The sequence below is a fragment of the Actinobacillus porcinus genome (genome assembly GCF_901764995.1).
GTDB lineage: Bacteria > Pseudomonadota > Gammaproteobacteria > Enterobacterales > Pasteurellaceae > Exercitatus > Exercitatus porcinus.
On sequence record NZ_CABFKI010000004.1, the window covers coordinates 44,648 to 69,134 of the forward strand.

At 39.7% G+C, this 24,487-nt stretch carries 21 protein-coding genes; 12 read left to right on the forward strand and 9 right to left on the reverse strand.

Features of this window, described 5'->3' with window-relative positions; translation table 11 throughout:
* The first annotated feature begins 134 nt into the window (after positions 1-134).
* The 6 genes from trpE (at position 135) to trpA (ending at position 7,082) form a co-directional block, all read left to right on the forward strand.
* The gene (gene trpE / locus E7T07_RS03925) at positions 135-1,679 is read left to right on the forward strand and encodes an anthranilate synthase component I (RefSeq protein ID WP_135709617.1); all 1,545 of its coding nucleotides are present in this window, start codon (positions 135-137) and stop codon (positions 1,677-1,679) included.
* Between the two features lie 9 nt (positions 1,680-1,688).
* Positions 1,689-2,267, forward strand: coding sequence for an aminodeoxychorismate/anthranilate synthase component II (locus tag E7T07_RS03930; RefSeq protein ID WP_135709618.1), 579 nt, complete (start codon positions 1,689-1,691; stop codon positions 2,265-2,267).
* Positions 2,268-2,389: 122 nt separating this feature from the next.
* Positions 2,390-3,391 (forward strand): anthranilate phosphoribosyltransferase, encoded by a 1,002-nt coding sequence (trpD, locus tag E7T07_RS03935; RefSeq protein WP_135709619.1) that lies wholly within the window; start codon positions 2,390-2,392, stop codon positions 3,389-3,391.
* Between the two features lie 19 nt (positions 3,392-3,410).
* A complete protein-coding gene (gene trpCF / locus E7T07_RS03940) occupies positions 3,411-4,844 on the forward strand; it encodes a bifunctional indole-3-glycerol-phosphate synthase TrpC/phosphoribosylanthranilate isomerase TrpF (RefSeq protein WP_135709620.1) in 1,434 nt (477 codons plus the stop codon).
* 235 nt (positions 4,845-5,079) lie between these two features.
* Positions 5,080-6,276 (forward strand): tryptophan synthase subunit beta, encoded by a 1,197-nt coding sequence (gene trpB / locus E7T07_RS03945; protein WP_135709621.1) that lies wholly within the window; start codon positions 5,080-5,082, stop codon positions 6,274-6,276.
* Positions 6,276-7,082 (forward strand): tryptophan synthase subunit alpha, encoded by an 807-nt coding sequence (trpA, locus tag E7T07_RS03950; RefSeq protein ID WP_135709622.1) that lies wholly within the window; start codon positions 6,276-6,278, stop codon positions 7,080-7,082. The genes trpB and trpA overlap by 1 nt, the downstream gene beginning before the upstream one ends.
* Before the next feature lie 231 nt (positions 7,083-7,313).
* On the opposite strand, the gene E7T07_RS03955 is transcribed toward trpA, so the two are convergent.
* Positions 7,314-7,607: a BrnA antitoxin family protein gene (locus E7T07_RS03955; RefSeq protein ID WP_135709623.1), complete on the reverse strand. Its 294-nt coding sequence runs from the start codon at positions 7,605-7,607 to the stop codon at positions 7,314-7,316.
* The gene (locus E7T07_RS03960) at positions 7,591-7,860 is read right to left on the reverse strand and encodes a BrnT family toxin (RefSeq protein WP_135709624.1); all 270 of its coding nucleotides are present in this window, start codon (positions 7,858-7,860) and stop codon (positions 7,591-7,593) included. The genes E7T07_RS03955 and E7T07_RS03960 overlap by 17 nt, the downstream gene beginning before the upstream one ends.
* A 173-nt stretch (positions 7,861-8,033) precedes the next feature.
* On the opposite strand from E7T07_RS03960, the gene glnE reads away from it, so the two are divergent.
* From glnE to E7T07_RS03985, 5 genes are all read left to right on the forward strand, one after another.
* Positions 8,034-10,949 (forward strand): bifunctional [glutamate--ammonia ligase]-adenylyl-L-tyrosine phosphorylase/[glutamate--ammonia-ligase] adenylyltransferase, encoded by a 2,916-nt coding sequence (gene glnE, locus E7T07_RS03965; RefSeq protein ID WP_135709625.1) that lies wholly within the window; start codon positions 8,034-8,036, stop codon positions 10,947-10,949.
* 418 nt (positions 10,950-11,367) lie between these two features.
* Positions 11,368-12,636: a tetratricopeptide repeat protein gene (locus tag E7T07_RS03970; RefSeq protein WP_135709626.1), complete on the forward strand. Its 1,269-nt coding sequence runs from the start codon at positions 11,368-11,370 to the stop codon at positions 12,634-12,636.
* Position 12,637: 1 nt separating this feature from the next.
* Entirely contained in the window at positions 12,638-13,831 is a 1,194-nt protein-coding gene (locus tag E7T07_RS03975) for a hypothetical protein (protein WP_135709627.1), read from the forward strand.
* A 211-nt stretch (positions 13,832-14,042) separates the two neighbouring features.
* Positions 14,043-15,083: a hypothetical protein gene (locus E7T07_RS03980; RefSeq protein WP_135709628.1), complete on the forward strand. Its 1,041-nt coding sequence runs from the start codon at positions 14,043-14,045 to the stop codon at positions 15,081-15,083.
* Position 15,084: 1 nt separating this feature from the next.
* Positions 15,085-15,588, forward strand: coding sequence for a hypothetical protein (locus E7T07_RS03985; RefSeq protein ID WP_135709629.1), 504 nt, complete (start codon positions 15,085-15,087; stop codon positions 15,586-15,588).
* 27 nt (positions 15,589-15,615) lie between these two features.
* Here E7T07_RS03985 and E7T07_RS03990 read toward each other — a convergent pair whose 3' ends face one another.
* Positions 15,616-16,113 carry a hypothetical protein gene (locus tag E7T07_RS03990; RefSeq protein WP_135709630.1) on the reverse strand — a complete coding sequence of 166 codons (498 nt, stop codon included), beginning with the start codon at positions 16,111-16,113 and terminating at the stop codon, positions 15,616-15,618.
* Between the two features lie 271 nt (positions 16,114-16,384).
* Here E7T07_RS03990 and E7T07_RS03995 point away from each other — a divergent pair, with 271 nt between their 5' ends.
* Entirely contained in the window at positions 16,385-16,612 is a 228-nt protein-coding gene (locus E7T07_RS03995; protein WP_135709631.1) for a helix-turn-helix domain-containing protein, read from the forward strand.
* A 142-nt stretch (positions 16,613-16,754) separates the two neighbouring features.
* Here E7T07_RS03995 and E7T07_RS04000 read toward each other — a convergent pair whose 3' ends face one another.
* The 6 genes from E7T07_RS04000 to lrp all read right to left on the reverse strand — a co-directional run bounded on the left by E7T07_RS04000 (position 16,755) and on the right by lrp (position 24,445).
* Complete coding sequence (locus E7T07_RS04000) at positions 16,755-17,603, reverse strand: glycosyltransferase family A protein (RefSeq protein WP_135709632.1); 849 nt, start codon at positions 17,601-17,603, stop codon at positions 16,755-16,757.
* A gap of 196 nt (positions 17,604-17,799) precedes the next feature.
* The gene (gene serS, locus E7T07_RS04005; RefSeq protein WP_135709633.1) at positions 17,800-19,089 is read right to left on the reverse strand and encodes a serine--tRNA ligase; all 1,290 of its coding nucleotides are present in this window, start codon (positions 19,087-19,089) and stop codon (positions 17,800-17,802) included.
* A gap of 90 nt (positions 19,090-19,179) precedes the next feature.
* On the reverse strand, positions 19,180-20,523 hold the full coding sequence (locus E7T07_RS04010) for a replication-associated recombination protein A (RefSeq protein WP_135709634.1): 1,344 nt from the start codon (positions 20,521-20,523) through the stop codon (positions 19,180-19,182).
* Between the two features lie 68 nt (positions 20,524-20,591).
* Positions 20,592-21,221, reverse strand: coding sequence for an outer membrane lipoprotein periplasmic chaperone LolA (gene lolA, locus E7T07_RS04015; protein ID WP_135709635.1), 630 nt, complete (start codon positions 21,219-21,221; stop codon positions 20,592-20,594).
* 11 nt (positions 21,222-21,232) lie between these two features.
* Positions 21,233-23,953 carry a DNA translocase FtsK gene (locus E7T07_RS04020; protein ID WP_135709636.1) on the reverse strand — a complete coding sequence of 907 codons (2,721 nt, stop codon included), beginning with the start codon at positions 23,951-23,953 and terminating at the stop codon, positions 21,233-21,235.
* 12 nt (positions 23,954-23,965) lie between these two features.
* Positions 23,966-24,445: a leucine-responsive transcriptional regulator Lrp gene (gene lrp / locus E7T07_RS04025; RefSeq protein WP_135709637.1), complete on the reverse strand. Its 480-nt coding sequence runs from the start codon at positions 24,443-24,445 to the stop codon at positions 23,966-23,968.
* Positions 24,446-24,487 lie beyond the last annotated feature (42 nt).

Sequence of the window (24,487 nt, forward strand, 5' to 3'; positions counted from 1 at the left end):
ATACCGTTTTTATTGAATTCACGCATTAAATTTTCGCAAAACCTATTGCGGTAAATTTATTTATATTTCCTACTTGACAAACTCTTTTTGTACTAGTTTAATAGTACAAAATTCATTTGAGACAAGAGGTCCTTATGTTTCAACCTTATATTCAAGTATTTCATCAACCTGTCGATTATCACGCAGACTTAACGGAAGTGTTCCACACCCTTTGCGGTCAACGCGCCAATAGCCTGTTGCTCGAAAGTGCCGAAATTTCCAGTAAAAACAGCTTAAACAGCCTGCTTTTAATTAACGCGGCATTAAAAATCACCTGTTTAGGTAACCGCGTCACATTTAAAGCGTTAACAGAAAATGGCAGCACGGTTTTAAAGCATCTTGTAGGAAATCTATGGGGATTGCCTTGTCAGGTTCAACAACCGAAAGACGATGAATTGGTTGTCACATTTTCCGCGCCTGATCAAAACTTAGATGAAGACAGCAAATTACAAGCCTTAACCATTTTTGACGGTTTACGCCAAGTGAATAATCTGTATGCCCATAGTCAAACGCCAATTTTCTTAGGCGGATTATTTGCCTATGATTTAGTGGCAAATTTTATTCCAATGTCGAATATTGAGCTTAAAGATGATGGTTTAAGTTGTCCTGATTATGTTTTCTATTTAGCGGAAAATTTACTTCGATTAAATCATCAAACTCAGCAAGCAACGCTACAGACTTTCTGTTTTAGCAGTAAAGAAGCGGACAATTTACAACAAAGTGCGGCGAAAATTGCAGAAGATTTAAAAAATCTCAAACCGTTGCCACCAATCCAACGTGCCGGCACCGAAGTTGTTCCTAATCTTGATGACGATAAATTCAAACAAATTATCACCGCACTTAAACAGCATATTTATATGGGTGATGTGTTCCAAATTGTGCCGTCACGCCGCTTTAGTATTCCTTGCCCGAATTCTCTTGCAACCTATGGTCAACTCAAACAAAATAACCCAAGTCCATATATGTTTTATATGCAAGACGAGGATTTCACCCTATTCGGTGCGTCCCCTGAAAGTGCATTGAAATTCAGCACGCAAACCCGTCAATTAGAAATCTACCCTATTGCCGGCTCTCGTCCGCGCGGTTTTGATGCCAATGGTCAAATCGATCCTGAATTAGATGCGCGCTTAGAGTTAGAGTTACGCTTGGATCAAAAAGAATTGGCAGAGCATTTAATGTTAGTGGATTTAGCGCGCAATGACATTGCTCGCGTTTGTGACAGCGGCACGCGCCAAGTAAAAGACTTGATGCAAGTGGATCGGTATTCTCACATTATGCACCTAGTTTCTCGTGTGGTGGGCAAACTTCGTCCTGAATTAGACGCGCTACACGCTTATCAAGCTTGCATGAATATGGGCACGCTCACCGGCGCACCAAAAATCAAAGCCATGCAACTGATTTACCAATTTGAACAACAAAAACGACACAGCTACGGCGGCGCAGTCGGTTATTTATCTTCAGACGGTAATTTTGATACCTGTATCGTCATCCGCTCCGCCTTTGTACAAAACGGCATTGCCTATGTGCAAGCAGGCTGTGGCGAAGTATTAGATTCCGATCCGCAAATGGAAGCAGACGAAACACGTCACAAAGCACGCGCCGTGCTCAACGCCATTATGCAAATTAACAATTCAAAATAAGGTGAAAAAATGGCAACTATCGTATTCTTAGATAATTTTGACTCTTTCACTTATAATTTAGTGGATCAATTTCGTAGTCTGGGACATGAAGTAAAAATCTATCGCAATGATTGTGATGTGGATTTTTTGGAAAATCTTTGCAAACAACCAAACCATATCCTTGCGCTCTCCCCCGGCCCCGGCACGCCTGCCGAAGCAGGCAATATGCTTGCGCTCATTGAACGCGTTAAAAGCGCGGTGCCAATTTTAGGCATTTGTTTAGGTCATCAAGCGTTAATTGAAAGTTTTGGCGGCAAAGTCGTCCACGCAGGCGAAGTGTTACACGGCAAAGTGTCCAAAATCACCCATGATGAGCAAGCGATGTTCCAAGGTATTCAAAACCCAATGCCAGTGGCGCGTTATCATTCATTAATGGGAAAAAATTTGCCTGAAGAATTTATCGTCAACGCAGAATACAACCAAATTATTATGGCCATCCGCCACAAAACCTTGCCAATCTGCGCGTTCCAATTCCACCCGGAAAGTATTCTTACCGTGCAAGGCTCAAAATTGCTAGAACAATCCATAAATTGGTTGCTGGACAGGTAAGTACTCATTGCGGTTGTAGGGGCGAAACATTTTTCGCCCTTCCCCAAAAATATCATGAATTTTCAGGGCAAAAAATTTTTTGCCCCTACAAACACACAATAATAAGAAATAAGGAAATTATTATGCCAATCACCAACATCTTAACCGCACTTTTTGATAAAAAAACACTAACCCAAGCCCAATCCCAAACCCTATTCACCGCTATCGTAAAAGGTGAAATCTTGCCCGAACAACTGGCTGGCGCGTTGATTGCCTTAAAACTACGCGGTGAAACCATCGAAGAAATTACAGGCGCAGTGACCGCACTTTTAAGTGCAGCCGAGCCATTTCCCACCCCTGACTACCCTATTGCAGACATTGTGGGAACAGGGGGCGATGGTGCCAATACCATTAATATTTCAACAGCTTCGGCCATTGTTGGCGCCAGTATGGGATTAAAAATTGCGAAACACGGCAATCGCAGTGTGTCGAGCAAAACCGGCGCCAGTGATTTGCTTACCGCCTTAGGTGTAGACATTAATATGAGCACAGAAAATGCGCGAAAAGCCTTAGATGAAATCGGCTTAGCCTTTATCTTTGCCCAAAAATATCACACGGGATTTAAATATGCCGTTCCTGTGCGCCAAGCCCTAAAAACACGGACAATCTTTAACATCCTAGGTCCTTTAATTAACCCTGCGGATCCTAAGCGTCAATTATTGGGCGTTTACACTCCTGAGCTATTAAAACCTTACGCCGAAACCAACGCACGTTTAAACCATGAGCACAGCATTATTGTCCACGGTTGTGGTTTAGACGAAGTCGCCATTCATGGCAAAACTCAAGTGGCTGAACTACGTGATGGTCAAATTGAATACTATGATCTGTCACCAAAAGATTTCGGTTTCGAACCCAAACCACTCGAAAGCCTACGCGGTGGCGAACCCTTGGAAAATGCCCAAATTTTAACCGCACTTTTAAAAGGTCAAGGCAAAGCCGAACACAATCAAGCGGTCGCCATGAACACCGCACTCTTGATGAAACTATTCGGCTATGAGAATATTCGAGAAAACGCTCAAGAAGTGTTAGAACACCTCGCCACCGGCAAAGCATACAACACACTTGAAGCACTGACGAAATATTAATAACTAAATAAGAAAAAACATGAAACTAAACACCCCCACAATATTACAAAAAATTGTCGCTGACAAAATCGAATGGGTAAAAAACAAAAAATCAGAATTTCCCCTTACCGACTTTCAGCAAAACATTACAAAATCTGACCGCAGTTTTTATGTGGCCTTAGGGCAAGGCTCGCATCAACATCCTGCGTATATTTTGGAATGTAAAAAAGCCTCGCCGTCAAAAGGATTAATTCGTGGTGAATTCAACCCTGCGGAAATTGCCCATGTCTATAAACACTACGCTTCAGCGATTTCTGTATTGACGGATGAAAAATATTTCCAAGGGAATTTTGACTACATCAAAATCGTCCGCGATATTGTGACACAGCCTGTGCTTTGCAAAGATTTTATGGTTGATGAGTATCAGGTTTATCTCGCTCGTTATCACCAAGCTGATGCGATTTTGTTAATGCTATCTGTGGTGGATGATGAAACCTATCTAAAATTAGCCGCACTTGCGCACCAATTGGGTATGGGCGTTCTGACAGAAACCAGCAATGAAGCGGAATTTGAACGTGCGCTGGCGTTAAACGCTCAAATTATTGGGGTGAACAATCGTAATCTGCACGATTTAACGGTGGATTTAAACCGCGTAAAAACCTTGGTACACAAATACGCCGATCAGATTCCTGCGGATGTTCGGATTATTAGTGAATCGGGCATTTACACACATCAACAAGTGCAATCGCTAAAATCCGTGTCCCACGGTTTCTTAATCGGTTCCAGTTTAATGGGCAATGCGGATTTAAATAACGCCGTTCGTGCGGTGATTTTTGGCGAAAATAAAGTTTGTGGCTTAACGCGAGCGCAAGATGTTCAAGCGGTTTACCATCATGGTGCGCTTTACGGTGGATTAATTTTTGCCGAAGGTTCACCACGCCAAGTTTCATTGCGTCAGGCGCAAGAATTAGTGACAACGGCCCCGCTTCGTTTTGTAGGCGTATTTCAAAATCAACCTATTGAATTTATTGTAAAAATAGCGTCACAACTTAATCTATTTGCTGTTCAGTTACACGGTGACGAAAACGCAGAATTTATCACCGCACTTCGTGCCCAATTACCGGAACAAATCCAAATTTGGAAAGCGGTTTCCGTTGATGTTGAAACACAAGAAAGTGCGGTAGAAATTCCGCTATTTCCTGAAGTGAGCCGTTACCTTTTAGACAGCAAGATCGGCAACCAACAAGGCGGCACAGGCAAAACCTTTGATTGGTCAAAAATCCCAACGGAGTTAAAAGATAAAATTATCCTTGCCGGCGGAATCAGCCCTGATAATATCGATCTCGCCCTACAACAACATTGCTTAGGTGTCGATCTCAACTCAGGTGTAGAAAGCGGAAAAGGCATAAAAAACCCCGAAAAACTAACCGCAGTTTTTGACAAAATAAAATGTAACATCTCATCATCTAAATAATGGCGAATAGGATCCCCGTCTGAGCAGCCCGAGCGTTTTGAAATTTTTAGCAAAATTCAGTATGTTTGAGCGAAGCGAGTTCTGGAATTTTGCGTTAAAAAAATTTCAAATAAGCGAGGAAAAGCAGCGAAGTCGGGGTGTGCTTTCTTTTTGCTTACTTTTGCTTTGCACAAGCAAAGAAAAAGTAAGTCGCCATCGGCGAAATACGATTTTAATTTAAAAAAGGAAATAAATAATGACAAACACCCTTCTTAACCCCTATTTCGGAAAATTCGGCGGTATGTATGTCCCCGAAATTTTAGTTCCTGTGCTAAAACAACTGGAAAAAGCCTTTGTGGAAGCACAACAAGATCCGAGTTTCCAAGCAGAATTTGCGGATCTGTTAAAAAATTATGCCGGCCGTCCGACTGCCTTAACCCTTTGCCGTAATTTAACCAAAGGGACAAAAACCAAACTTTATCTTAAACGCGAAGATTTACTCCACGGTGGTGCGCATAAAACCAATCAAGTATTAGGTCAAATCTTGCTGGCAAAACGTATGGGCAAAACACGTATTATTGCGGAAACAGGTGCAGGACAACATGGCGTTGCCACGGCACTTGCTTGCGCGATGTTGGATATGCCTTGTCGCGTTTATATGGGCGCGAAAGACGTTGAACGCCAATCGCCGAATGTCTTCCGTATGCGTTTAATGGGGGCAGAAGTGGTTCCGGTGGAAAAAGGGTCTTGTTCTTTGAAAGATGCTTGCTGTGAAGCGATGCGTGATTGGTCAGCAAACTATGAAACCACCCACTATTTACTTGGAACAGCCGCAGGCCCACATCCATTTCCGACCATTGTGCGCGAATTTCAAAAAATGATTGGCATTGAAACTAAACGCCAAATTTTAGAAAAAGAAGGGCGTTTACCTGATGCGGTAATCGCTGCGGTTGGCGGTGGTTCTAACGCTATCGGCATGTTCGCCGATTTTATTGATGAAAAATCGATACGTTTAATTGGTGTTGAACCGGCAGGCAAAGGCATTGAAACAGGGCAACACGGTGCGCCGCTCGGTCATGGCAATCCCGGCATTTACTTTGGGATGTTATCGCCTATTATGCAAACAAAAGATGGTCAAATTGAAGAATCTTATAGTATTTCGGCAGGTCTTGACTTCCCTTCTGTGGGGCCGCAACACGCCTATTTAAATTCCATTGGGCGCGCAGAATATCCAAGCATTACGGACAATGAAGCCCTTGATGCTTTCCAAGCCTTAGCCAAACACGAAGGGATTATTCCGGCCCTTGAGAGTTCTCACGCGTTGGCGCAAGCCTTAAAAATGATTAAAGAAAATCCGGATAAAGAACAATTACTTGTCGTCAATTTATCCGGTCGTGGGGACAAAGATATTTTTACAGTGGACAGAATTTTAACAGAAAAAGGGGAAATCTAATGAGTCGTTTTGAACAGGCTTTTGCCAACTTAAAAGCTAAAAATGAAGGGGCATTTGTACCATTTGTTACCCTTTGCGATCCTGATTTTAACCGCAGTTTTGAGATTATCTGTACCCTAGTGGACAATGGTGCAGACGCATTGGAATTAGGTTTCCCATTTTCGGATCCATTATTAGACGGTCCTGTTATTCAAGCTGCCAATAATCGTGCGCTTGCTGCTCATTGTAGTACAGAAGAAAGTTTTCAGTTGCTCGCTAAAGTGCGGTCAAAATATCCTGAAATTCCTATTAGCTTGTTGCTTTGTGCCAATTTAATCTATGCCCAAACCCTTGATGGCTTCTATCAACGTTGCGCTGACGTAGGGGTTGATGCGGTGTTAGTAGCAGATATTCCATTACTTGCCTGTGAAGACTATGTACAAGCCGCAAAAAAATATGGCATCCAGCCTGTCTTTATCTGTCCACCTAATGCGGATGCACAAACCATTGCCGGCGTGGCAGAAAAAACCGAAGGCTATACGTATTTAGTTTCTCGCGCCGGGGTAACCAGTGCGGAAAACCAATCCCATGCGGCTAACTTGGATACCCTTGTAGAACAACTCAAAGCCAACCACAGTGCGCCTATTTTACAAGGCTTCGGTATCGCTAAACCTGAACAGGTCAAAGAAGCACTCGCACTAGGTGCCAGCGGTGCTATTTCAGGTTCCGCAACGGTAAAAATTATCGAGCGCAATCTCGATAATCACACGCAATGCTTAGCTGAATTAGCGGAATTTGTACGTGAAATGAAAGCGGCGACAAAATAATAAAGGCAGACTTTGTGCCTGTCTCAGATTACTGACAAAGTTCATCTTTGAGAAACCACCTAGCACGAGCCGTGCTAGGTTCATTAAGCCCAGCCCCGCTGGGGCTGACAGAAAGAGCCGCAGAGCGGCTCAGATTAAGTAACCCTATACGGCTCGTATAGGGTATGTCATTGGTCTGAGACAGGCTTTTGCCCTGTCTTTATTACTTGAAATGAGTAAGATGAACAGACGCTATAAATTCACGGAATATTGACGCAATACTTCGTTCATTTTAGCTTGCCAATTTTTTCCTGTAGATTTAAATTTTTCAACAACATCTAAGGGTAAATGAAGTGTTACAGTTTGTTTCGTGGATTTATAATGTGGCTTAATAACTCCCTTTTTTTCCATTTCAGCTTGATGAGTTAACAAAATGGAAAGCTTATCTGCAGGCAATACCTTTTCAATCGGTTGAAATTTATTGAGTTCTTGCTGAGTTAAAGGACGCTCAGCAATATTGAATTCTTCATCATTGCTGTAATTCATAAGTTTTAATCTCCCTTTTATTGGCTTTCCGAAAACTTATCACGCGAATGCCTTCATCAATAAAGGTAAATGCAACGAAATGCAAACGCCTATTTAAATAAGCCAATGCAGAAAAACGCTCTTCACCATATACAAATCGTTCATCTCGCCAAATCATTGCAGTTGACCATTCAAGTTTTCCGGCATCAATGAACGCTAATCCTCGTAACTCAATATTACGCTGATTTTTAGCATTATCAAATTCAATTTTCATTATCTAATTTGACTGTTCGTTATTATATGAAGAGATTATGCACTTGTAAATGAACGCTTCAAGCCAGCTTAATTCATTTTGGAATATACATCACAAAACAAAAACTCCAGTCGAATTTCACCGCACTTTTTTGTATCATAAGCGCATCAATTTTTCTCTTCCAAGGATGTAAAATGTTACTTTCCACTACCCCATTTGAAAGCACGTTAAATCAACTGGCGGATTTTCTTTGTGAACAATTTCCTGAGCAATTTACTTTTAATTTTCAGCACAATCACCCTAATCGCACGACACTTTTACAATGTATTGCCATGTCTGATTTTGTGGTAGAAGTATTCAAAAAACAACCGCACTTTTTAGCTCAATGCTGGCAGGCGATTCCACAACTTTGTGATTGCGACAATTACGATACGCGATTAGCACAATTGCTTGAACAGGTGGAAACGGAAGAACAACTTAACCGTATTTTGCGTCAATTTCGTAATCGCGAAATGGCGAAACTGAGCATGTGTCAAACGCTCAATTTAGGCACGGTGGAAGAGATTTTTATTCGGTTGTCGCAACTGGCAGAGAGTTTGATTATAGGGGCACGCGATTGGCTGTATCAACAAGCTTGTCAAGAAATGGGCACCCCGATGGACGCCAAGGGTAACGCGCAACAACTTTATATTCTGGGTATGGGGAAATTAGGCGGTTTTGAACTTAATTTCTCTTCCGATATTGATTTGATTTTTACTTATCCAAGCAATGGCGAAACCGTGGGCGCACGCCGCAGTGTGGATAACCAAAAATTCTTTACCCGTCTCGGTCAACGTTTGATCAACGCCTTGGATCAGTTTACACCGGATGGTTTTGTGTATCGCACAGATATGCGTTTACGTCCTTTTGGGGATAGCGGCGCACTTGCGCTAAGTTTTTCCGCCATGGAAACCTATTATCAAGAACAAGGGCGCGATTGGGAACGCTATGCCATGATCAAGGGACGGATTTTAGGGGCAAAATCGGATGATCCTAATGTAAACATCTTGCGCCAGCTACTGCGTCCGTTTATTTATCGCCGTTATATTGATTTTAGCGTCATTCAGTCTTTGCGCGATATGAAAAATAAAATTGAACGCGAAGTTCGCCGCCGTGGTTTAGTAGATAATATTAAACTGGGCGCGGGGGGGATTCGTGAAATTGAATTTATTGTGCAGGTGTTTCAGCTGATGCGCGGTGGGCGAGAAATCCGCTTACAGCAACACGAATTGTTGAAATTATTGCCTGAAATTGAGCGGTTACAGCTGTTAACCACGACACAACGTCAAGATCTACAAAATGCCTATCTCTTTTTGCGCCGTGTAGAAAATGTGCTACAAGCCACTGATGATAAACAAACTCAGCAATTGCCAACGGACGAGCTTAATCGCCAACGTATTGTGGCGGCAATGTCGGAATATACCCAATGGGATGCGGATCAAAAACCTGAAAAAATTCAACCGCACATTCAAAATTGGGATGAATTTTACGCCGTTTTACAGATGCATCACCAAAAAGTGCGGTCTGTTTTTCATTCATTAATTGGTGATGAAAATGAAAAAGAAGAAAGCGACAATGAAAGCGAATGGTCAGATTTTTTAGAAGCAGATTTCAATCACGATGATTTGTTAACCGTCTTGAGCAAAAAAGGGATTGCAGATGACATCATTGATGAAATTGACAATACTTTGGCGCAATTTCGAGCCAGCCTAGCGCGCCGTCCTATTGGCGTTCGTGGGCGCGAAGTGTTGGGCTTATTGATGCCAAACTTATTTGCGCAAGTGTTTGAACATTCGGAATATCGCGTTCTTTTACCGCGACTGTTAAATATTATTGAGAAAATTCTGTCGCGCACCACCTATTTAGAACTGTTGCAAGAAAATGCTCAAGCGTTAACCCAATTGATTGAGCTTTGTGCGCGATCACAAATGATTGCCGAGCAAGTGGCTCGTCATCCGATTTTGCTCGATGAGCTCATTTATAGCCAAACGTTGCTTAATCCGCCGCCATTTACCCAATACGCAGATGAATTGCACCAATATTTGTTGCGTTTGCCTGAAGATGATGAAGAGCAATATATCAACGCATTGCGTCAATTTAAGCAAACCATTTTATTACGTGTTGCGGCGGCGGATATTATGGGCGTGTTGCCTGTAATGAAAGTCAGCGATCATCTCACTTATTTGGCGGAAGCCATTATTGAAGCTGTGGTAAATCTTGCATGGCAACAAGTGACCGCGCGCTTTGGCACACCTGAACATTTACAACCAAATGATAAAGGCTTTTTGGTGATCGGGTATGGGAAATTAGGGGGCATTGAGTTGGGCTATAAATCCGACTTGGATTTGGTGTGTTTATATGATCGCCAAGACAGTTGGACGGTGGGCGGCAAAAAGCAAATCGACAGCAACCAGTTTTATCTTCGTTTGGTACAAAAAATTATCAGTATTTTTAGTATGAATACGAGTGCCGGCGTGCTTTACGAAGTAGATATGCGTTTGCGTCCATCGGGCGATGCTGGCGTGCTTTGTAGTTCACTCGCTGCCTTTGAAGATTACCAACGCAACGAAGCTTGGACTTGGGAAAAACAAGCCTTAGTCCGTAGCCGTGCAGTTTATGGTTCGGCAGAATTACGCCAACGTTATGAACAATTACGCCAACAATTACTCTCTGCACCACGGGATCTGAACCGGTTAAAAATTGATGTCCGTGAAATGCGTGAAAAAATGTATGAACATTTAGCAAACCACGATGAACATAAATTTAATATTAAAACTGACCGTGGAGGGATTACCGATATTGAATTCATTGCCCAATATCTGGTTTTGGCTAACGCCCCACAAAAGCCTGATTTGGCATATTGGTCAGACAATGTTCGGATTTTTGATATTATGGCTGAACATCAAATTATTTCCCTTGAAACCGCAGAAAAGTTAAAAGAGAGCTATACGTCTTTGCGTAACCGCATTCACCATCTCAATTTACTCGGTCAACCATCCATTGTTGCCGCAGAAGAATTTGCCCAAGTGCGGTTGTTTATTGGGGAGATTTGGAAAGGATATTTTCAATAAGGAAAAAATCAGGTGTATTATGCTCTGCTCTTAAAAGTTGGATTAAATAACCAAACTGCTCAAGGAGCAGATCAGACCACTGACAAATCTCTAGGCTTCTTGCTAGAGGATTGATCTAATAGGCGTATCAAAAAAAGGAAAACTTGAAGTATGTGTCAATCAGTACATTGATATACTTAACCAAGAGGTGGCAAAAGTGCGAGAAGAAAAAAGTTGTTAAAGCACTACAACAAGAAAAAGCTATCATACCTACAAATCTAACCCTAGCTATTTGCCAGGCTTACCCCTTTCGTTCACAGTGTACCCAAAATCAAAAAGCCGAAAGGCTGATAGCTCTTTACAATATACATAGCATAATGATACGATTAGTATATAATTTCATATTATAGTACACTCTCACCTCCCAAGGTAAATCAATATGATAAAAGCATTAAATACCATTCCTAACTACATTACTACCCCAATTAATTTACTCAGAAAAATCGCAGACTATGGCGATATTAATGCACAAAAAATGCTTGGTTGGCACTATCTCAATGGATTTGCTATTTCTCAAGATCTAAAACTCGCGTTTTACTGGAATAAAAAAGCCGCTTTACGGGGTGATCCTGCCGCAGAATTTATTGTTGGGTGGCATTATGAAAATAATATAGGTGTAGAGCTTAATTATAGAGAAGCTATTAAATGGTATGAACGTTCATCTGAACAAGGCTATCTTGATGCACAAATTAGATTAGCTGAGTTATATTTCAATGGCAAAAATGAACCAGATGATTACCAATTTACGCTTGCCAAAGAAATAAATAAAGCGACCAATTATGCCCAAATGGGTGCGGAAAAAGAAAATACGGTTGCTCAACGTATACTTGGGATGTGTTTATTGCAGAATGATAATTTTTCAGGCGTTTTACATCTTGCTCTTGCAAGTAAAAAAGGCGATGTATTAGCCTCTGAAACTTTAGCCATCACACTAGAACGATATAATCAAATTTGTCGGAATAATGAGTACATTATGCAGGTTGCATACCAACTTTTACTAGATTTTGAGTATGAAATAAAAAACAAACCAGCATCAGAGCTTAGCTATATTTCTGATGATTTAAAACCGCTGATTATTTATTTTTATCATCTTGCTATCAAGCAAGGTAGCCTTATTGCCCAAGATTATTTAGATCGTTTTTATAGAAGACATTCTGATAATGAATATATTCTACGTTTAAAAGAAAAAGACGATGAGCATAACATATCATCAGAACAAAAATGGGAGCAGTTCATTAAAAATAGTCTCACGGTAAATACCTATAAAAGTTTACAAAATGCAAAACAAGCTGCGCAAGATGGTGAAATTGAATGGCAAATCACCTTATCTGATTTCTATGAATATCGAGATGAGAATGAATATATAAAATGGCTTAAACTTCTTGCTGAATCAGGAGAAGAAACAAGCCGTTATTTATTGGCACTCACCTATGAAAAACAAAAAAATTATTCCGCTGCATTACATTGGTATAGAAAATCTATCGATAATCCTGAAGCTCAAGAACGTATTAGTTATTTCTATGAACATGGATTAGGTGTAGAACAAAACGAATATCTCGCATACCATTGGGCGAAAATGGCTGCGGACAATGGTAATGATGACGCTAAAGAAAGACTTCCTCAGTTAGTAATCTATTCGGAGATGTAAGATGAATAAGTTATTAGAAATAGACGGCTCAGATCTTAGTGATATTTTTCCTTATCTAAAAGATGAATATTGTCACTATAGTGAATTTTTACTTGTAGATAAGCCTTACAAAGAATTAGGATTAGATAAACCACCCGCTGAGTGGATAGCATATACTCATTATCAAGAATATCATAATGTGAAAATCCTTGAGCATAAATACGAAGAAAATGGAAAAGGAGAACAGTATGAATTCTATATTATCGAGCATAATACGAAAACTAGCTATAAAGATGAACTATATAATCAATATTCAGATAAAAAACAAAAAACGTTTGTTGATATCGTATTTAAAAATATTGATGAATTTACTCGATTCTTTAATTCACCACATAAAGATATTTTTAGTTACACATCCCTAGACAGGGTTTTATTTATTGATAAACTCTCAAAAACGACAACACATAAGGCTGTGTTATCTGAATTTTCTTATGGGCTAGAAATAATTTTTCAAAGTTATTACGATATTCCGATTAGTAATAATCATTGTCTCTATATTATTCCATCTCAAGGGAAATACACAACAGATTGGGGCGAGAATTATAACGGACATATTTATTTGTTATATCACTTAAATATTATTACTATCATCACCCCTAAATTTAGGTTTAGTATTGCAATAGACAAATATCAATCTAAATACCAAAATGAAAAAGCCATCCCTATTTATGAAATTCATAAGATAATAAATGGTGGGGAAGAAGTATTTAATAAATATTTAGGAAAATATGCTGATTTATTTCAAGATCAAACGGATTCATATGCATATATAAATGATGTTTTTTCCATCTTAAAAGCAATGGAAAAAGATTATTACCTTACTTATAAAGGAATGACCGAGAGCGACTATGAGTTATTTGTTTCACATTTTGATCATAATGAAGCGGAATTCTATAATAAAAATACAGGGGCATATAGCACTAAGTTCGCTCAAGATATGCAAGATTATTATAATGAGTTATATGCTCAAGAAGAACGTTCTGATTTAGAATTGGAATTACAAATTCTTAGAGAGCAATGTAAAACATTACAAAACCAAGTTGCAGCAACGATGAGTGTTGAAGACTATAAAATCTTTAAACTAAAATTGCATATTCAACATTTAAAAAATTACATCAAAGATCTAGAGTCTAAACTTCCTTCCCCTATCTGGTAAGATCTCATACCTTACTCAGTGAATTATCCCTAATCTGACAGCCTTAGCCGATCTGCTATCGCTGTCAGATTATTCTCATTGCTCAATCAGGAATATCCATATTCCCTCCATTTTTGATCTTACCTTGACTTGATTTTCTATCAATACTTTGTCAAAATGTATACTATTCGTATCGTTTGGATGATTATATTTATCTTATTTGGAGTTACCTATGCAAAAACTACCTACCTATGTTGTCCTTCTCACTTCATCTATTTTAGTGGGTTGTGATAAATATGACCTAAAAATCCCACAAGATCTTCAAACTGTAGAGTTTTATACCGCAAATGAAGAAAAGGCTTTGAAAGCTAAAAAAGAATGTGAACAGATCGAGAATGAAATCAAGCAAATTTCTCGCTCCATTCCTAAATCAGAACAGCAAGAATTCGATAAATACTTATCACAATCTGACTACTCTAAATTCAGAAAGAATTGCAGAAACGCTATAGACGGTTTAGATAATATTAAATACCAAAAAGAAAAAGCGGAAAGAGAACAACAAGAAGCAAAGGAACAGGCTGAGAAAGAAGCAAGAAAAGATGAAATTATTAAGTATATGAAAAATGCCTATGCATCATCCTATGAGCAACTACCATGGCAAGACGGTCTTTCTAAAATTTTAAGCGAAACTATCACTTCTACTAGTCATCCTGATTCTGATCCTGCAGGAAAGTTTTTTGGCTATAGAAACGAAGACATGTCTTCTATCGATAGAAATATGATCAAAAAGTTGGGGAATTCGGATATAGAATCGCATATCGAATATGGTTATGAATTAGCATTAGATGACAAAAACGAACTTGCTTTAATATATTCCGCAAACCAACTTTGGCAAAAAGGCTTAGCTGAGTTAAAAGCGAAGAACTATGCTGAGCTTGCTGTCGATGAATCTTACTGCAAAAAAGATAAAAGAAAATATTCTGCCTGTGATGTATGGAGACAAGCTATTTCTGAGAAACGTGCAGAAATTGTTAAAAATTACACCCTAAATTATGATAGTTTAAAAACAGACTATAACCAATGTGTTGTTCAATTGGAAGATTATTTGAAATCAGTCAATGTGGGCAAAAATGACACGGGTGTTCCTTATAATATTTTAAAAGGTATTCAAGAAACTGAAAAAAATATTTATGCAAAATACCCTTGTTCTGAAACGGAAGAAGCATTACGAAAATTAAATTTAAACTTCGATCACTATGAGAAACTAGATTAACATGAATAAATTAAAACATATCATAACCGAACTGTTGAAAAATGAAAAAATTAAAATATTTTTCAACAAAGTTATTCATCTTATAAAAGGATTAAAACAACATGTTGTTATCAATAATCTGATCAATAAAACGGTCAATTTTGTAAAACAGCATAAAGCCATTTCTGTTGCTATTGCGGTAAGTGTTGTCGCTATTCCCCCATTAATTACACCGACATCACATTACCCAAAAGAATGTCGTGGCTTAACAGGAGAAACGGATTATCGTGGTGGAATGCCTTGGAATGATAATTATGTGCCTGAATTATCTCTATTAGCATTTGAAGAAGATCCAAAACTTCTCTTAGGAAAAAAAGGAGGGATGTTTACTTATTACGATGATGATATTCTTCCTGAATTATTTGAAGCTAAATATTCTCGATTAGTAACAAGCTCTGGTAAAAAAAGTGCTGAAATTTATAGAGAACAACTTGCTAAAGCTTGTCAAAAATATAGAGAAGAATAAATATCATATTCCTATTAGCACTCTATTTCAGAGTGCTTTTTTATTATCCTTTTCTCTAAAAACGAACTTTCTTGCCCAAATAGTAAACTGCTTTAAAAAATATAAAACACGAAATACATCACCTGATAAACAACAAATCTTCATTTCACCCCAAGTGCGGTTAAAACGAAGTCCAAATTTTTCATTTTTATGTTCCCTTAATGTATTCTTTTCATATATATCACAAATATGATGACTAATATCAATAAGATCAGAAATTAAGTCAATCGATAAATAGGATAAATCTATTCTGATTTTAAACTCTTTCAGGAACGGATCTTGATGTTCTCTTAAAACATAAAAGCGATTACGAGAAACAAACATAAAAAAATTTTCCACGGAAATATTAAGGACATTTTCTTCAATAGTTTCTCTAATATCATTCTCATCAAAATCCGCTATAGTCCAAGCCATAGATAAATTCAGCGTATAGCTTTTATTCCCTAATAGTCTTACTTTTCTCAATATATTTTCATTTGTCATCATAATTATTCTCCTTTTATTTAATGAACTAAAAGGAAAGAAAAATCCCCTTTTAGATTACAAAAAAATATCATCTAAAGGGGATTTCGTTATAAATAATGTACGTTCTGAAACTTGGTCTGTCAAGGTCTTGACGAGATAAAAATATTTTCAAAAACACTGTATACTACCCGCAGAGAATCGATACTTTATTTAGTGATAAATCGAATGTAAATTATCGATGCGCTATAGATAGTATGTAGCATATTCTTCTCGGCTTTTATAAAGTCAAGATATGAATAAAGAAGAACGTGAAATCCTATTAAAACAACTTGGTCTATCAATCAAGTTAGAACGAGTCAGAAAAGGCTTATCTCAAGAAGATCTTGCCGAACTATCAGGCTTACACCGTACTTATATTGGTATGGTGGAGCGTGCTGAGCGTAATATTAGTGTGCTCAATTTAGTGCTGATTGCTAAAGCACTTGATACTTCAATCGATACACTATTAAACTGGCGATAGGCTAACATAAATCTAAAGCGCGGTGAAAAAATACATTATTTCCCACCGCGCTTTTCTTTTTAAACTAACCGGTATTATGTGCTCCTTACGCAAGCTCACCACTTGTACTTCCGCTTTGCGCAACGGCTACATCATACCGAAGTTACTTATCCCAAGGGTAAACACCACCATGTCGCTCAAGATTTTGTTGTTGCTTTTGAGCCATCACTTGGTAATTTAGTTGTCTAACTTCTTCACGACTTAACCCCGGAAAAGCTTTTTCGACTGATAAAATAAACCCCATATCATATTTATCTAAATCATACAGATAATTGACAGTGAATTGTTTTGTACAACAATGAGAAACATTAAATTGCACCAATGCATTAAACACATTTGTGTCATTATGAATACCGCTATACCAAAAACGAGAAATACCAATGGCTAACTCTCGACGCATCATATAACAATTCGTATCAATATGATGAGCTTTATGCGCAGTCGTATGCATCGCCAGAATTTGCCCATTCACCAAAATCTGGAAATTATAGGGATTATCGAGTTTATTCTCATAAAAACCAATTGATTCCAGCGTATCCTTACTAATAAACTGCTCAGCAGGCGAGTAAAAATTACGCAATGCATAAACATAATCTGCCCCTGATTCATTCAGGGTTTTAACACATTGCTCAACATGATTGGGTTCATACCAGTTATCATCATCCAAATAACAAATCGCGGCTTCTTTTACTAAAAAAGGCGCAATTGCATTAATACTACTATTTGTCCAACCATCCGCTCCGGTATTCATTGGCAAATAAATCGCGGTTACCTCAGGATATTTATCCAAAATGGCTTTCGCATCTGCACGAAATTGCTCACCGTCTACAAATACATAATGTTTACAAGGGTAAGTTTGTGCTTTCACACTCAAAATCGCGCGTTCAAGCTGCGCCCGACCAATGGTGGAGGTAATCACCGCTACGGATAATGTTTGATTCGCTGTTTGCATAACTTTTTTATCTCTTGAATGGTCAAATAAAGTGGGCAAATTATCACAGTTATGGGGGATAAATGCAAACGGCACACCAGGATTATCTTTGTTCTTGTGACAATTATTGCATGGCGAATAAGGTCTGTTTATCTTGTAACCCTATAAAAACAACAAAGGCGAACGCTCAGGTTCGCCTTTAATATCAATGGATAGCTTAGCCAATCACTTCCAAACCACCCATATATGGACGTAGTACTTCAGGCACGGTAATAGTGCCGTCTGCGTTTTGGTAGTTTTCTAATACCGCCACTAAAGTACGACCTACCGCTAATCCCGAGCCATTTAAGGTGTGAACTAAACGTGGTTTTTTATCGTTTTTACCGCGGCAACGTGCTTGCATACGGCGTGCTTGGAAATCCCACATATTTGAGCAAGATGAAATTTCACGATAAGTATTTTGCGCAGGAACCCAAACTTCTAAGTCATAGGTTTTGCATGAACCAAAGCCCATATCGCCTGTACATAATAACACTTTACGATAAGGAAGATTTAATAATTGCAAGACTTTTTCTGCGTGTCCTGTTAGCTCTTCCAAGGCTTCCATTGATTTTTCAGGTTCAACGATTTGCACCATTTCTACTTTATCAAATTGGTGCATACGAATTAAACCACGTGTATCGCGACCATAAGATCCCGCTTCTGAGCGGAAACAAGGTGTATGTGCGGTCATTTTCAACGGTAAATCTTCTGTATTTAAAATTTCATCGCGCACTAAGTTTGTAACCGGTACTTCTGCTGTAGGAATTAAGGCATAAGGTTGCTCACCTTCTAATGCTTTAGTGTGGAACAAATCTTCACCAAATTTCGGCAACTGCCCTGTTCCATATAATGTCGCGTGGTTAACCAAATAAGGGACATAGGTTTCCATGTAGCCATGTTGCTCAGTATGCAAATCCAACATAAATTGCGCCAAAGCACGGTGCATTTTGGCAATTTGACCTTTCATCACCGCAAAACGTGCACCACTTAATTTAACCCCTGCGGCAAAATCCAACCCACCGGCTAAATTTTCGCCTAGCGTCACGTGATCTTTGATCTCAAAATCAAAGGTACGTGGTGTCCCCCAGCGTAAAATTTCTTTATTTTCTGAATCGTCTTTACCCAATGGCACTTCATCGGCAGGGATATTTGGAATGGTTAACGCAATGGTATTTAATTCCGCAGACACTTCATCAAATAATGCTTTAGCCTGCGCCAATTCAATCCCCATGGTTTCCACTTCTGCCATTAAAGGCGCGATATCTTCCCCGCGCGCTTTTGCAGCGCCAATGGCTTTAGAACGCGCATTACGCTCTGCTTGCAAGGTTTCTGTTTTTACTTGTAATACTTTACGATGTTCTTCTAATTTCGCTAAATGCACGACATCTAAATCAAAATTACGTTTTTCTTTTAATTTCTGTGCCACTTCTGCCAGATTATTACGTAGTAAATTTGGATCGATCATATTGTTACCTATTTTTATTCCATAAAAAGTGCGGTTATTTTAACGTGAATTCAGGGAAAAATACAGCAGTACTACTCACACTAAATATGTCTATTTTTTCCACCGCACTTTATCACTCAATTTATCTTGCTCCCTTAGCCAATCTAATTTTTCTTTGATTTTAATTTCCATTCCGCGATTGGTGGGGAAATAAAATTGCGTGTCTTTTAGTGCTTCAGGGAAATAATTTTCACCGGCGGCGTAAGCATTGGGTTCATCGTGAGCATAGCGATACTCTACATGATTACCAAGTTCTTTTAACAGCTGCGTTGGGGCATTGGTTAAATGGCGCGGTACATCATAATCAGGGGCTTGTTTGGCAAGAGCTTTGGCGGCATTAAACGCGTTATACACCGCATTACTTTTAGGTGCTACGGCAAGATAAACAATGGCTTGCGCAATGGCGCGCTCCCCTTCTGCCGCACCTACACGCGTAAAACAATCCCAAGCGGCTAACGCCACTTGCATCGCGCGCGGATCCGCATTGCCAATATCTTCTGATGCAATGGCAAGCAAACGGCGAGCAACATAAAGCGGATCACCGCCTGCAGTAATAATTCGAGCATACCAATATAAGGCGGCATCAGGGGCTGAACCTCGAATGGATTTATGGACGGCTGAAATCAAATCATAAAAACGATCGCCCCCTTTATCAAAGCGCGCTTGACGTTCGCCCAGCACTTCGGTTAACAAAGCGCGGTCAATTCTTTTGCCGTTTTCGCTCTCTTCTGCCATATCCACCATTAATTCAAGGCAGTTCAAGGCAAGGCGAGCATCGCCATTCACATAATCCGCCAAATAGGCTAATAAATCTGCTTCAAAATCCAACCGCACTTCACCCAAGCCACGCGTTTTATCCGTAATCGCTTGTTGTAAAACTGCCTGAATTTCTGCGTTGGTTAAGGATTTTAAAATGTACACGCGCGCCCGAGATAATAAGGCGTTATTCAATTCAAAAGAGGGATTTTCCGTTGTGGCACCAATAAAAATAATGGTGCCGTCTTCAATATGCGGTAAAAATGCGTCTTGTTGGCTTTTGTTGAAACGATGAACTTCATCCACAAATAAAATAGTGCGGCGATCGGCTTGGCGATTAAGTTTGGCGCGGTCAATGGCTTCACGAATTTCTTTAATACCCGATGTGACCGCTGAAATCCGTTCTACTTCCGCGTTAATTTGATGGGCGATAATTTCCGCTAAGGTCGTTTTCCCTGTTCCCGGAGGTCCCCAAAAAATCATAGAATGGGCATGCCCAGCTTCAATGGCTTTGCGTAGCGGTTTCCCTAAACCAATTAAATGTTGCTGACCGCAATATTCTTCCAAGGAACGCGGACGCATACGCGCCGCTAACGGGCGAAAATCATTTTCAGCAAAATCAAACGTCAGATTAGACATACATCATTCCTACATCAAGTGACACTAAAAGAGAAAAAAGGGCGCATTTCTACGCCCCACAATATCATCTATTTTTTCTTTTTATTACGCTGATCATCAAATTCAGCCCCTTTCGGTACGCTAAATTTAAAGAGACTATCCGCTAAATCCGCGTTGGTAATGTTACGTAACGCGTATAAATTTGACTGCCCGTCTTTCTCAATGGTACTAAAGCCTTTTAACACGCCATTGGCATCAATACGAATATCAAATTGCTTAATATTGCTGTTTTTAGCTTTTGGGGTTAACACAAAGGTATCGCTGTTTTGTTGCACATTGTACTGATTCCAGTGACTGGCTTCATTACTGGTTAACAAGACAAATGGCGTATTATTTACCGCGTCAGCCACCCAATTTGCGGTCACTTGATCAACGAAAGGATCGTAAAACCAAAGGGTTTTGCCGTCTGCAATAATTTGGGTTTCTTGCGGTGATTTATTATCCATACGGAATAAATTTGGGCGTTTAATTTGAATTTTACCCGAACCGGATTGCACTTGTTTACCGTTGGCAGAACTCACGGTTTGATTGAAATCCGCACTAAATACGCTCACTTTCTGTAGGCGGGTTTGTAGCTCACTTGCCGCATCCGCAAAGGCGAAAGGCGTTGCCATGGCTAAAGTAAAAAGTGCGGTGAATTTTTTAATTGTTTTTTGCATTTGAGTTTCCTTTAATATTCCGATGTATTGCGAACCAGTAGTTCACGTTTACCGTTACGCATTTCAGAGACAATCCCCTGTTCTTCCATTTGATCCATAATGTTGGCTGCACGGTTAAAACCAATTTTGAGACGGCGCTGAATAAAAGAGGTTGATGTCATTCCTGTACTGCTCACCACTTCCACTGCTTTATCAAATAAAGGATCGAGTTCATCACTGTCGCCTGCATAGCCTGCATCATCAGCACTCACCTCTTCATCGTCACCAACACTTTCCAATATCGCTGAAATGTAATTTGGCTTACCGCGCGCGCGCCAATCATCCGCCACACGGTTTACTTCATCATCGGTCATAAATGCACCATGTACGCGCATTAATTCCGTAGTACCGTTGGCTAAATACAGCATATCACCGCGCCCTAACAAGGCTTCTGCCCCATTTTGGTCTAAAATAGTGCGCGAGTCATTGCGTTGCACAACCGTAAAAGCAATACGGCTTGGGATATTGGATTTAATTAACCCCGTAATCACATCCACAGAAGGACGCTGTGTAGCGAGAATCACATGAATACCCACCGCTCGTGCTTTTTGCGTCAAGCGAGCAATTAACTCTTCAATTTGCTTACCCGCCACCATCATCAAATCGGCAAATTCATCCACAATCACCACAATATAATTCATTCGCCCTAAATGTGGCGCAGTGGAATCCATGCTATCGGACGGTTTCCAAAGCGGATCAGGAATACCGTAGCCTTCCGCTTTTAATTCATCAATTTTGTCGTTAAATCCTTCAATATTACGCACGCGAACCTGTGCCAATAATTGATAGCGGCGTTCCATTTCTTCCACGCACCAACGCAGTGCATTCGCCGCTTTTCTCATATCCGTCACCACTTCCGTTAATAAATGCGGAATATCGTTATACACAGACAATTCAACCACTTTCGGGTCAATCATAATAAATTTTACGTCTTCCGGTTTGACACGATACAACAGGCTCAAAATCATAGTATTGATCCCAACGGATTTGCCTGATCCCGTTGAACCCGCCACTAATAAATGTGGTGTTTTGGCTAAATCAATCACCACCGCTTTGCCCGAAATATCTTTCCCCAATGCCATTGGCAACAACGCCTTAGAATTGCGGAACTCTTCACTATCTAATACATCACGCAAGTACACCGTTTGGCGTTTTGCATTAGGGGTTTCAATACCGATATAAGGTTTTCCGGGAATGGTTTCTGCCACCCGAATCGCCTTAAAGGTTAACGCACGGGCTAAGTCCGTATCAATACTAGTCACTTTGGACGCTTTAACCCCCGGCTGTAATTCTAATTCATAACGCGTTACAACCGGCCCCACCAATACATCTCGCACTTCCGCTTTTACATTAAAGTTACGTAACTGCGCTTCAATTCGGCGCGAAGTATGTTGTAATTCTTCCGGCGTAATATCATGAGTTTGGGTTGAATGTTGATCCAACAAATCCAAGGTTGGCATTGCTGTGGTCGGTTTTTCCGTAGATTTCGGGCTACCAAACATTTCTATCACCTTATCCACGGAAATAGAACGCAACCCATTCTGTTCGGGTTTAGGATGATTCTCGGTTTCTAACGCGATCCCCATTTCTTGCGCTTGCTTTTGGCGCATATTTTCGCGTTCTGCTTCTTGTGCCGCAAATGCTGTCGCTAAATGCCCTAACTCATCATCCTTATCAAGAGAAAGCTCATCTGCGCTTGTTTCTACGGGGAAAATCGGTTTAGGTGCTAATTTCACCTCGGGCATACGTGGTGTATCCGTTAAATCGTCTTCAAAACCCACCGCACTTTCTGCCGTTGAAAGAGAAATAGGCATTTCAGGCTCAACTTTTGGCAGACTTACGCTGGCAATACTCACTTCGGGCAATTTTTCTGATGTTTCAACCTGATATTCACCCAAAGAAGAAACATCATCATTATCATCACTTTCATAAATTGGGCTAGGCGATGCTTGTGTTTGAACCGAATTTAACCCTTCAATATTGATATTTAACTGCTCTGCCTGTTCAGCTTGGCTCTCTAAGGTTTGTTGCCATGGCGCAATCGGTTTTTCAATATCTTGAGTTTCTACGCTTTCCTGAGAGACAACCGCATCATTTTGCTCAATTTGTTTTTCTTCAGATTCATTTTGAACCGTTAACCAATGATAAAATTTTACAATCAAACGGATTAGCGACGCACCCGAGCAAAAAATAAAACCAATGATGCTTGTAATAAAAGCAAATAATAAAACCCCAAATTGACCTAGTGTTGGAAATAGGTGTTGCACCAAACTGCCACCAACTACCCCACCGGCAAGATGATAATTGTCGCTATCAAGCAATAAAGAACAAAGCGATGTCAATCCCAGCATTAACATTACAAAACCAAACATACGCAAGCTAAAACGCGTCCATGTTAGGCTATCAACGCGCTTTGTACGAATAAAATAAATTGGTGCAATACAAATTAGGAAAGGCAGGATATTTCCAACTTTACCAAAAAAGACAAAAAAGAGATCCATCACCCAAGCACCTAATTTGCCTGACTTATTAATCACTTCTGTTTGATAAGTCGAAACAGACCAAGCACTATCAATAGGACTATAACTTGACCAAGCAATAATCAAATAGAACCCAAAAAGTGCGGTCAATCCAAATAAAAATTCAACAAAATAATGTTGAGGCGTAAAGCCACTTGTTAATTTTTTAATCATTCTATGTGAGCGTTATTTTAATTGTAAAAAATTGGTTTGTTTGACTTCTTCCATCACGACATAAGTACGCGTATCGTTCACCCCCGGCAAACGTAATAAAGTCGTTCCGAGTAACTTACGATATGCTGCCATATCCGCCACGCGTGTTTTCAACAAATAATCAAAATCCCCTGAAACCAAATGACATTCCTGAATTTCATCTAAAGCCTGCACAGCCGCATTAAATTCTTCAAACACATCGGGTTTACCTCGAATTAAGGTAATTTCCACAATAACAAGTAGCGGCGCATTCAATAATTCAGGATTAAGCAACGCGCGATAACCTGTAATCACCCCCTGTTTTTCAAGACGTTTTACACGCTCCAAACAAGGCGTGGGCGACAAACCGACTTTTTTTGATAAATCAATATTTGAGATTTTGCCATTACGTTGTAATTCGTTCAAAATTTTGACATCAATGGCATCAAGGGCTTTAGGCAATTTTTTATCCACAAAATTCACCATATGGAAGAATAAAATTCTGCAAATTGTAGC

Bases quoted from the DNA above. Each gene is read 5' to 3' on its own strand.
- E7T07_RS03960 (WP_135709624.1), bottom strand. From the start codon at position 7,860: ATGAAAATTGAATTTGATAATGCTAAAAATCAGCGTAATATTGAGTTA.
- E7T07_RS03990 (WP_135709630.1), bottom strand. From the start codon at position 16,113: ATGATGACAAATGAAAATATATTGAGAAAAGTAAGACTATTAGGGAAT.
- glnE (WP_135709625.1), top strand. From the start codon at position 8,034: ATGTTACTTTCCACTACCCCATTTGAAAGCACGTTAAATCAACTGGCG.
- E7T07_RS03955 (WP_135709623.1), bottom strand. From the start codon at position 7,607: ATGAATTACAGCAATGATGAAGAATTCAATATTGCTGAGCGTCCTTTA.
- E7T07_RS03985 (WP_135709629.1), top strand. From the start codon at position 15,085: ATGAATAAATTAAAACATATCATAACCGAACTGTTGAAAAATGAAAAA.
- E7T07_RS03980 (WP_135709628.1), top strand. From the start codon at position 14,043: ATGCAAAAACTACCTACCTATGTTGTCCTTCTCACTTCATCTATTTTA.
- E7T07_RS03975 (WP_135709627.1), top strand. From the start codon at position 12,638: ATGAATAAGTTATTAGAAATAGACGGCTCAGATCTTAGTGATATTTTT.
- trpA (WP_135709622.1), top strand. From the start codon at position 6,276: ATGAGTCGTTTTGAACAGGCTTTTGCCAACTTAAAAGCTAAAAATGAA.
- E7T07_RS03970 (WP_135709626.1), top strand. From the start codon at position 11,368: ATGATAAAAGCATTAAATACCATTCCTAACTACATTACTACCCCAATT.
- trpD (WP_135709619.1), top strand. From the start codon at position 2,390: ATGCCAATCACCAACATCTTAACCGCACTTTTTGATAAAAAAACACTA.
- trpCF (WP_135709620.1), top strand. From the start codon at position 3,411: ATGAAACTAAACACCCCCACAATATTACAAAAAATTGTCGCTGACAAA.
- lolA (WP_135709635.1), bottom strand. From the start codon at position 21,221: ATGCAAAAAACAATTAAAAAATTCACCGCACTTTTTACTTTAGCCATG.
- E7T07_RS04020 (WP_135709636.1), bottom strand. From the start codon at position 23,953: ATGATTAAAAAATTAACAAGTGGCTTTACGCCTCAACATTATTTTGTT.
- trpB (WP_135709621.1), top strand. From the start codon at position 5,080: ATGACAAACACCCTTCTTAACCCCTATTTCGGAAAATTCGGCGGTATG.
- E7T07_RS04010 (WP_135709634.1), bottom strand. From the start codon at position 20,523: ATGTCTAATCTGACGTTTGATTTTGCTGAAAATGATTTTCGCCCGTTA.
- E7T07_RS03930 (WP_135709618.1), top strand. From the start codon at position 1,689: ATGGCAACTATCGTATTCTTAGATAATTTTGACTCTTTCACTTATAAT.
- E7T07_RS04000 (WP_135709632.1), bottom strand. From the start codon at position 17,603: ATGCAAACAGCGAATCAAACATTATCCGTAGCGGTGATTACCTCCACC.
- serS (WP_135709633.1), bottom strand. From the start codon at position 19,089: ATGATCGATCCAAATTTACTACGTAATAATCTGGCAGAAGTGGCACAG.
- trpE (WP_135709617.1), top strand. From the start codon at position 135: ATGTTTCAACCTTATATTCAAGTATTTCATCAACCTGTCGATTATCAC.
- E7T07_RS03995 (WP_135709631.1), top strand. From the start codon at position 16,385: ATGAATAAAGAAGAACGTGAAATCCTATTAAAACAACTTGGTCTATCA.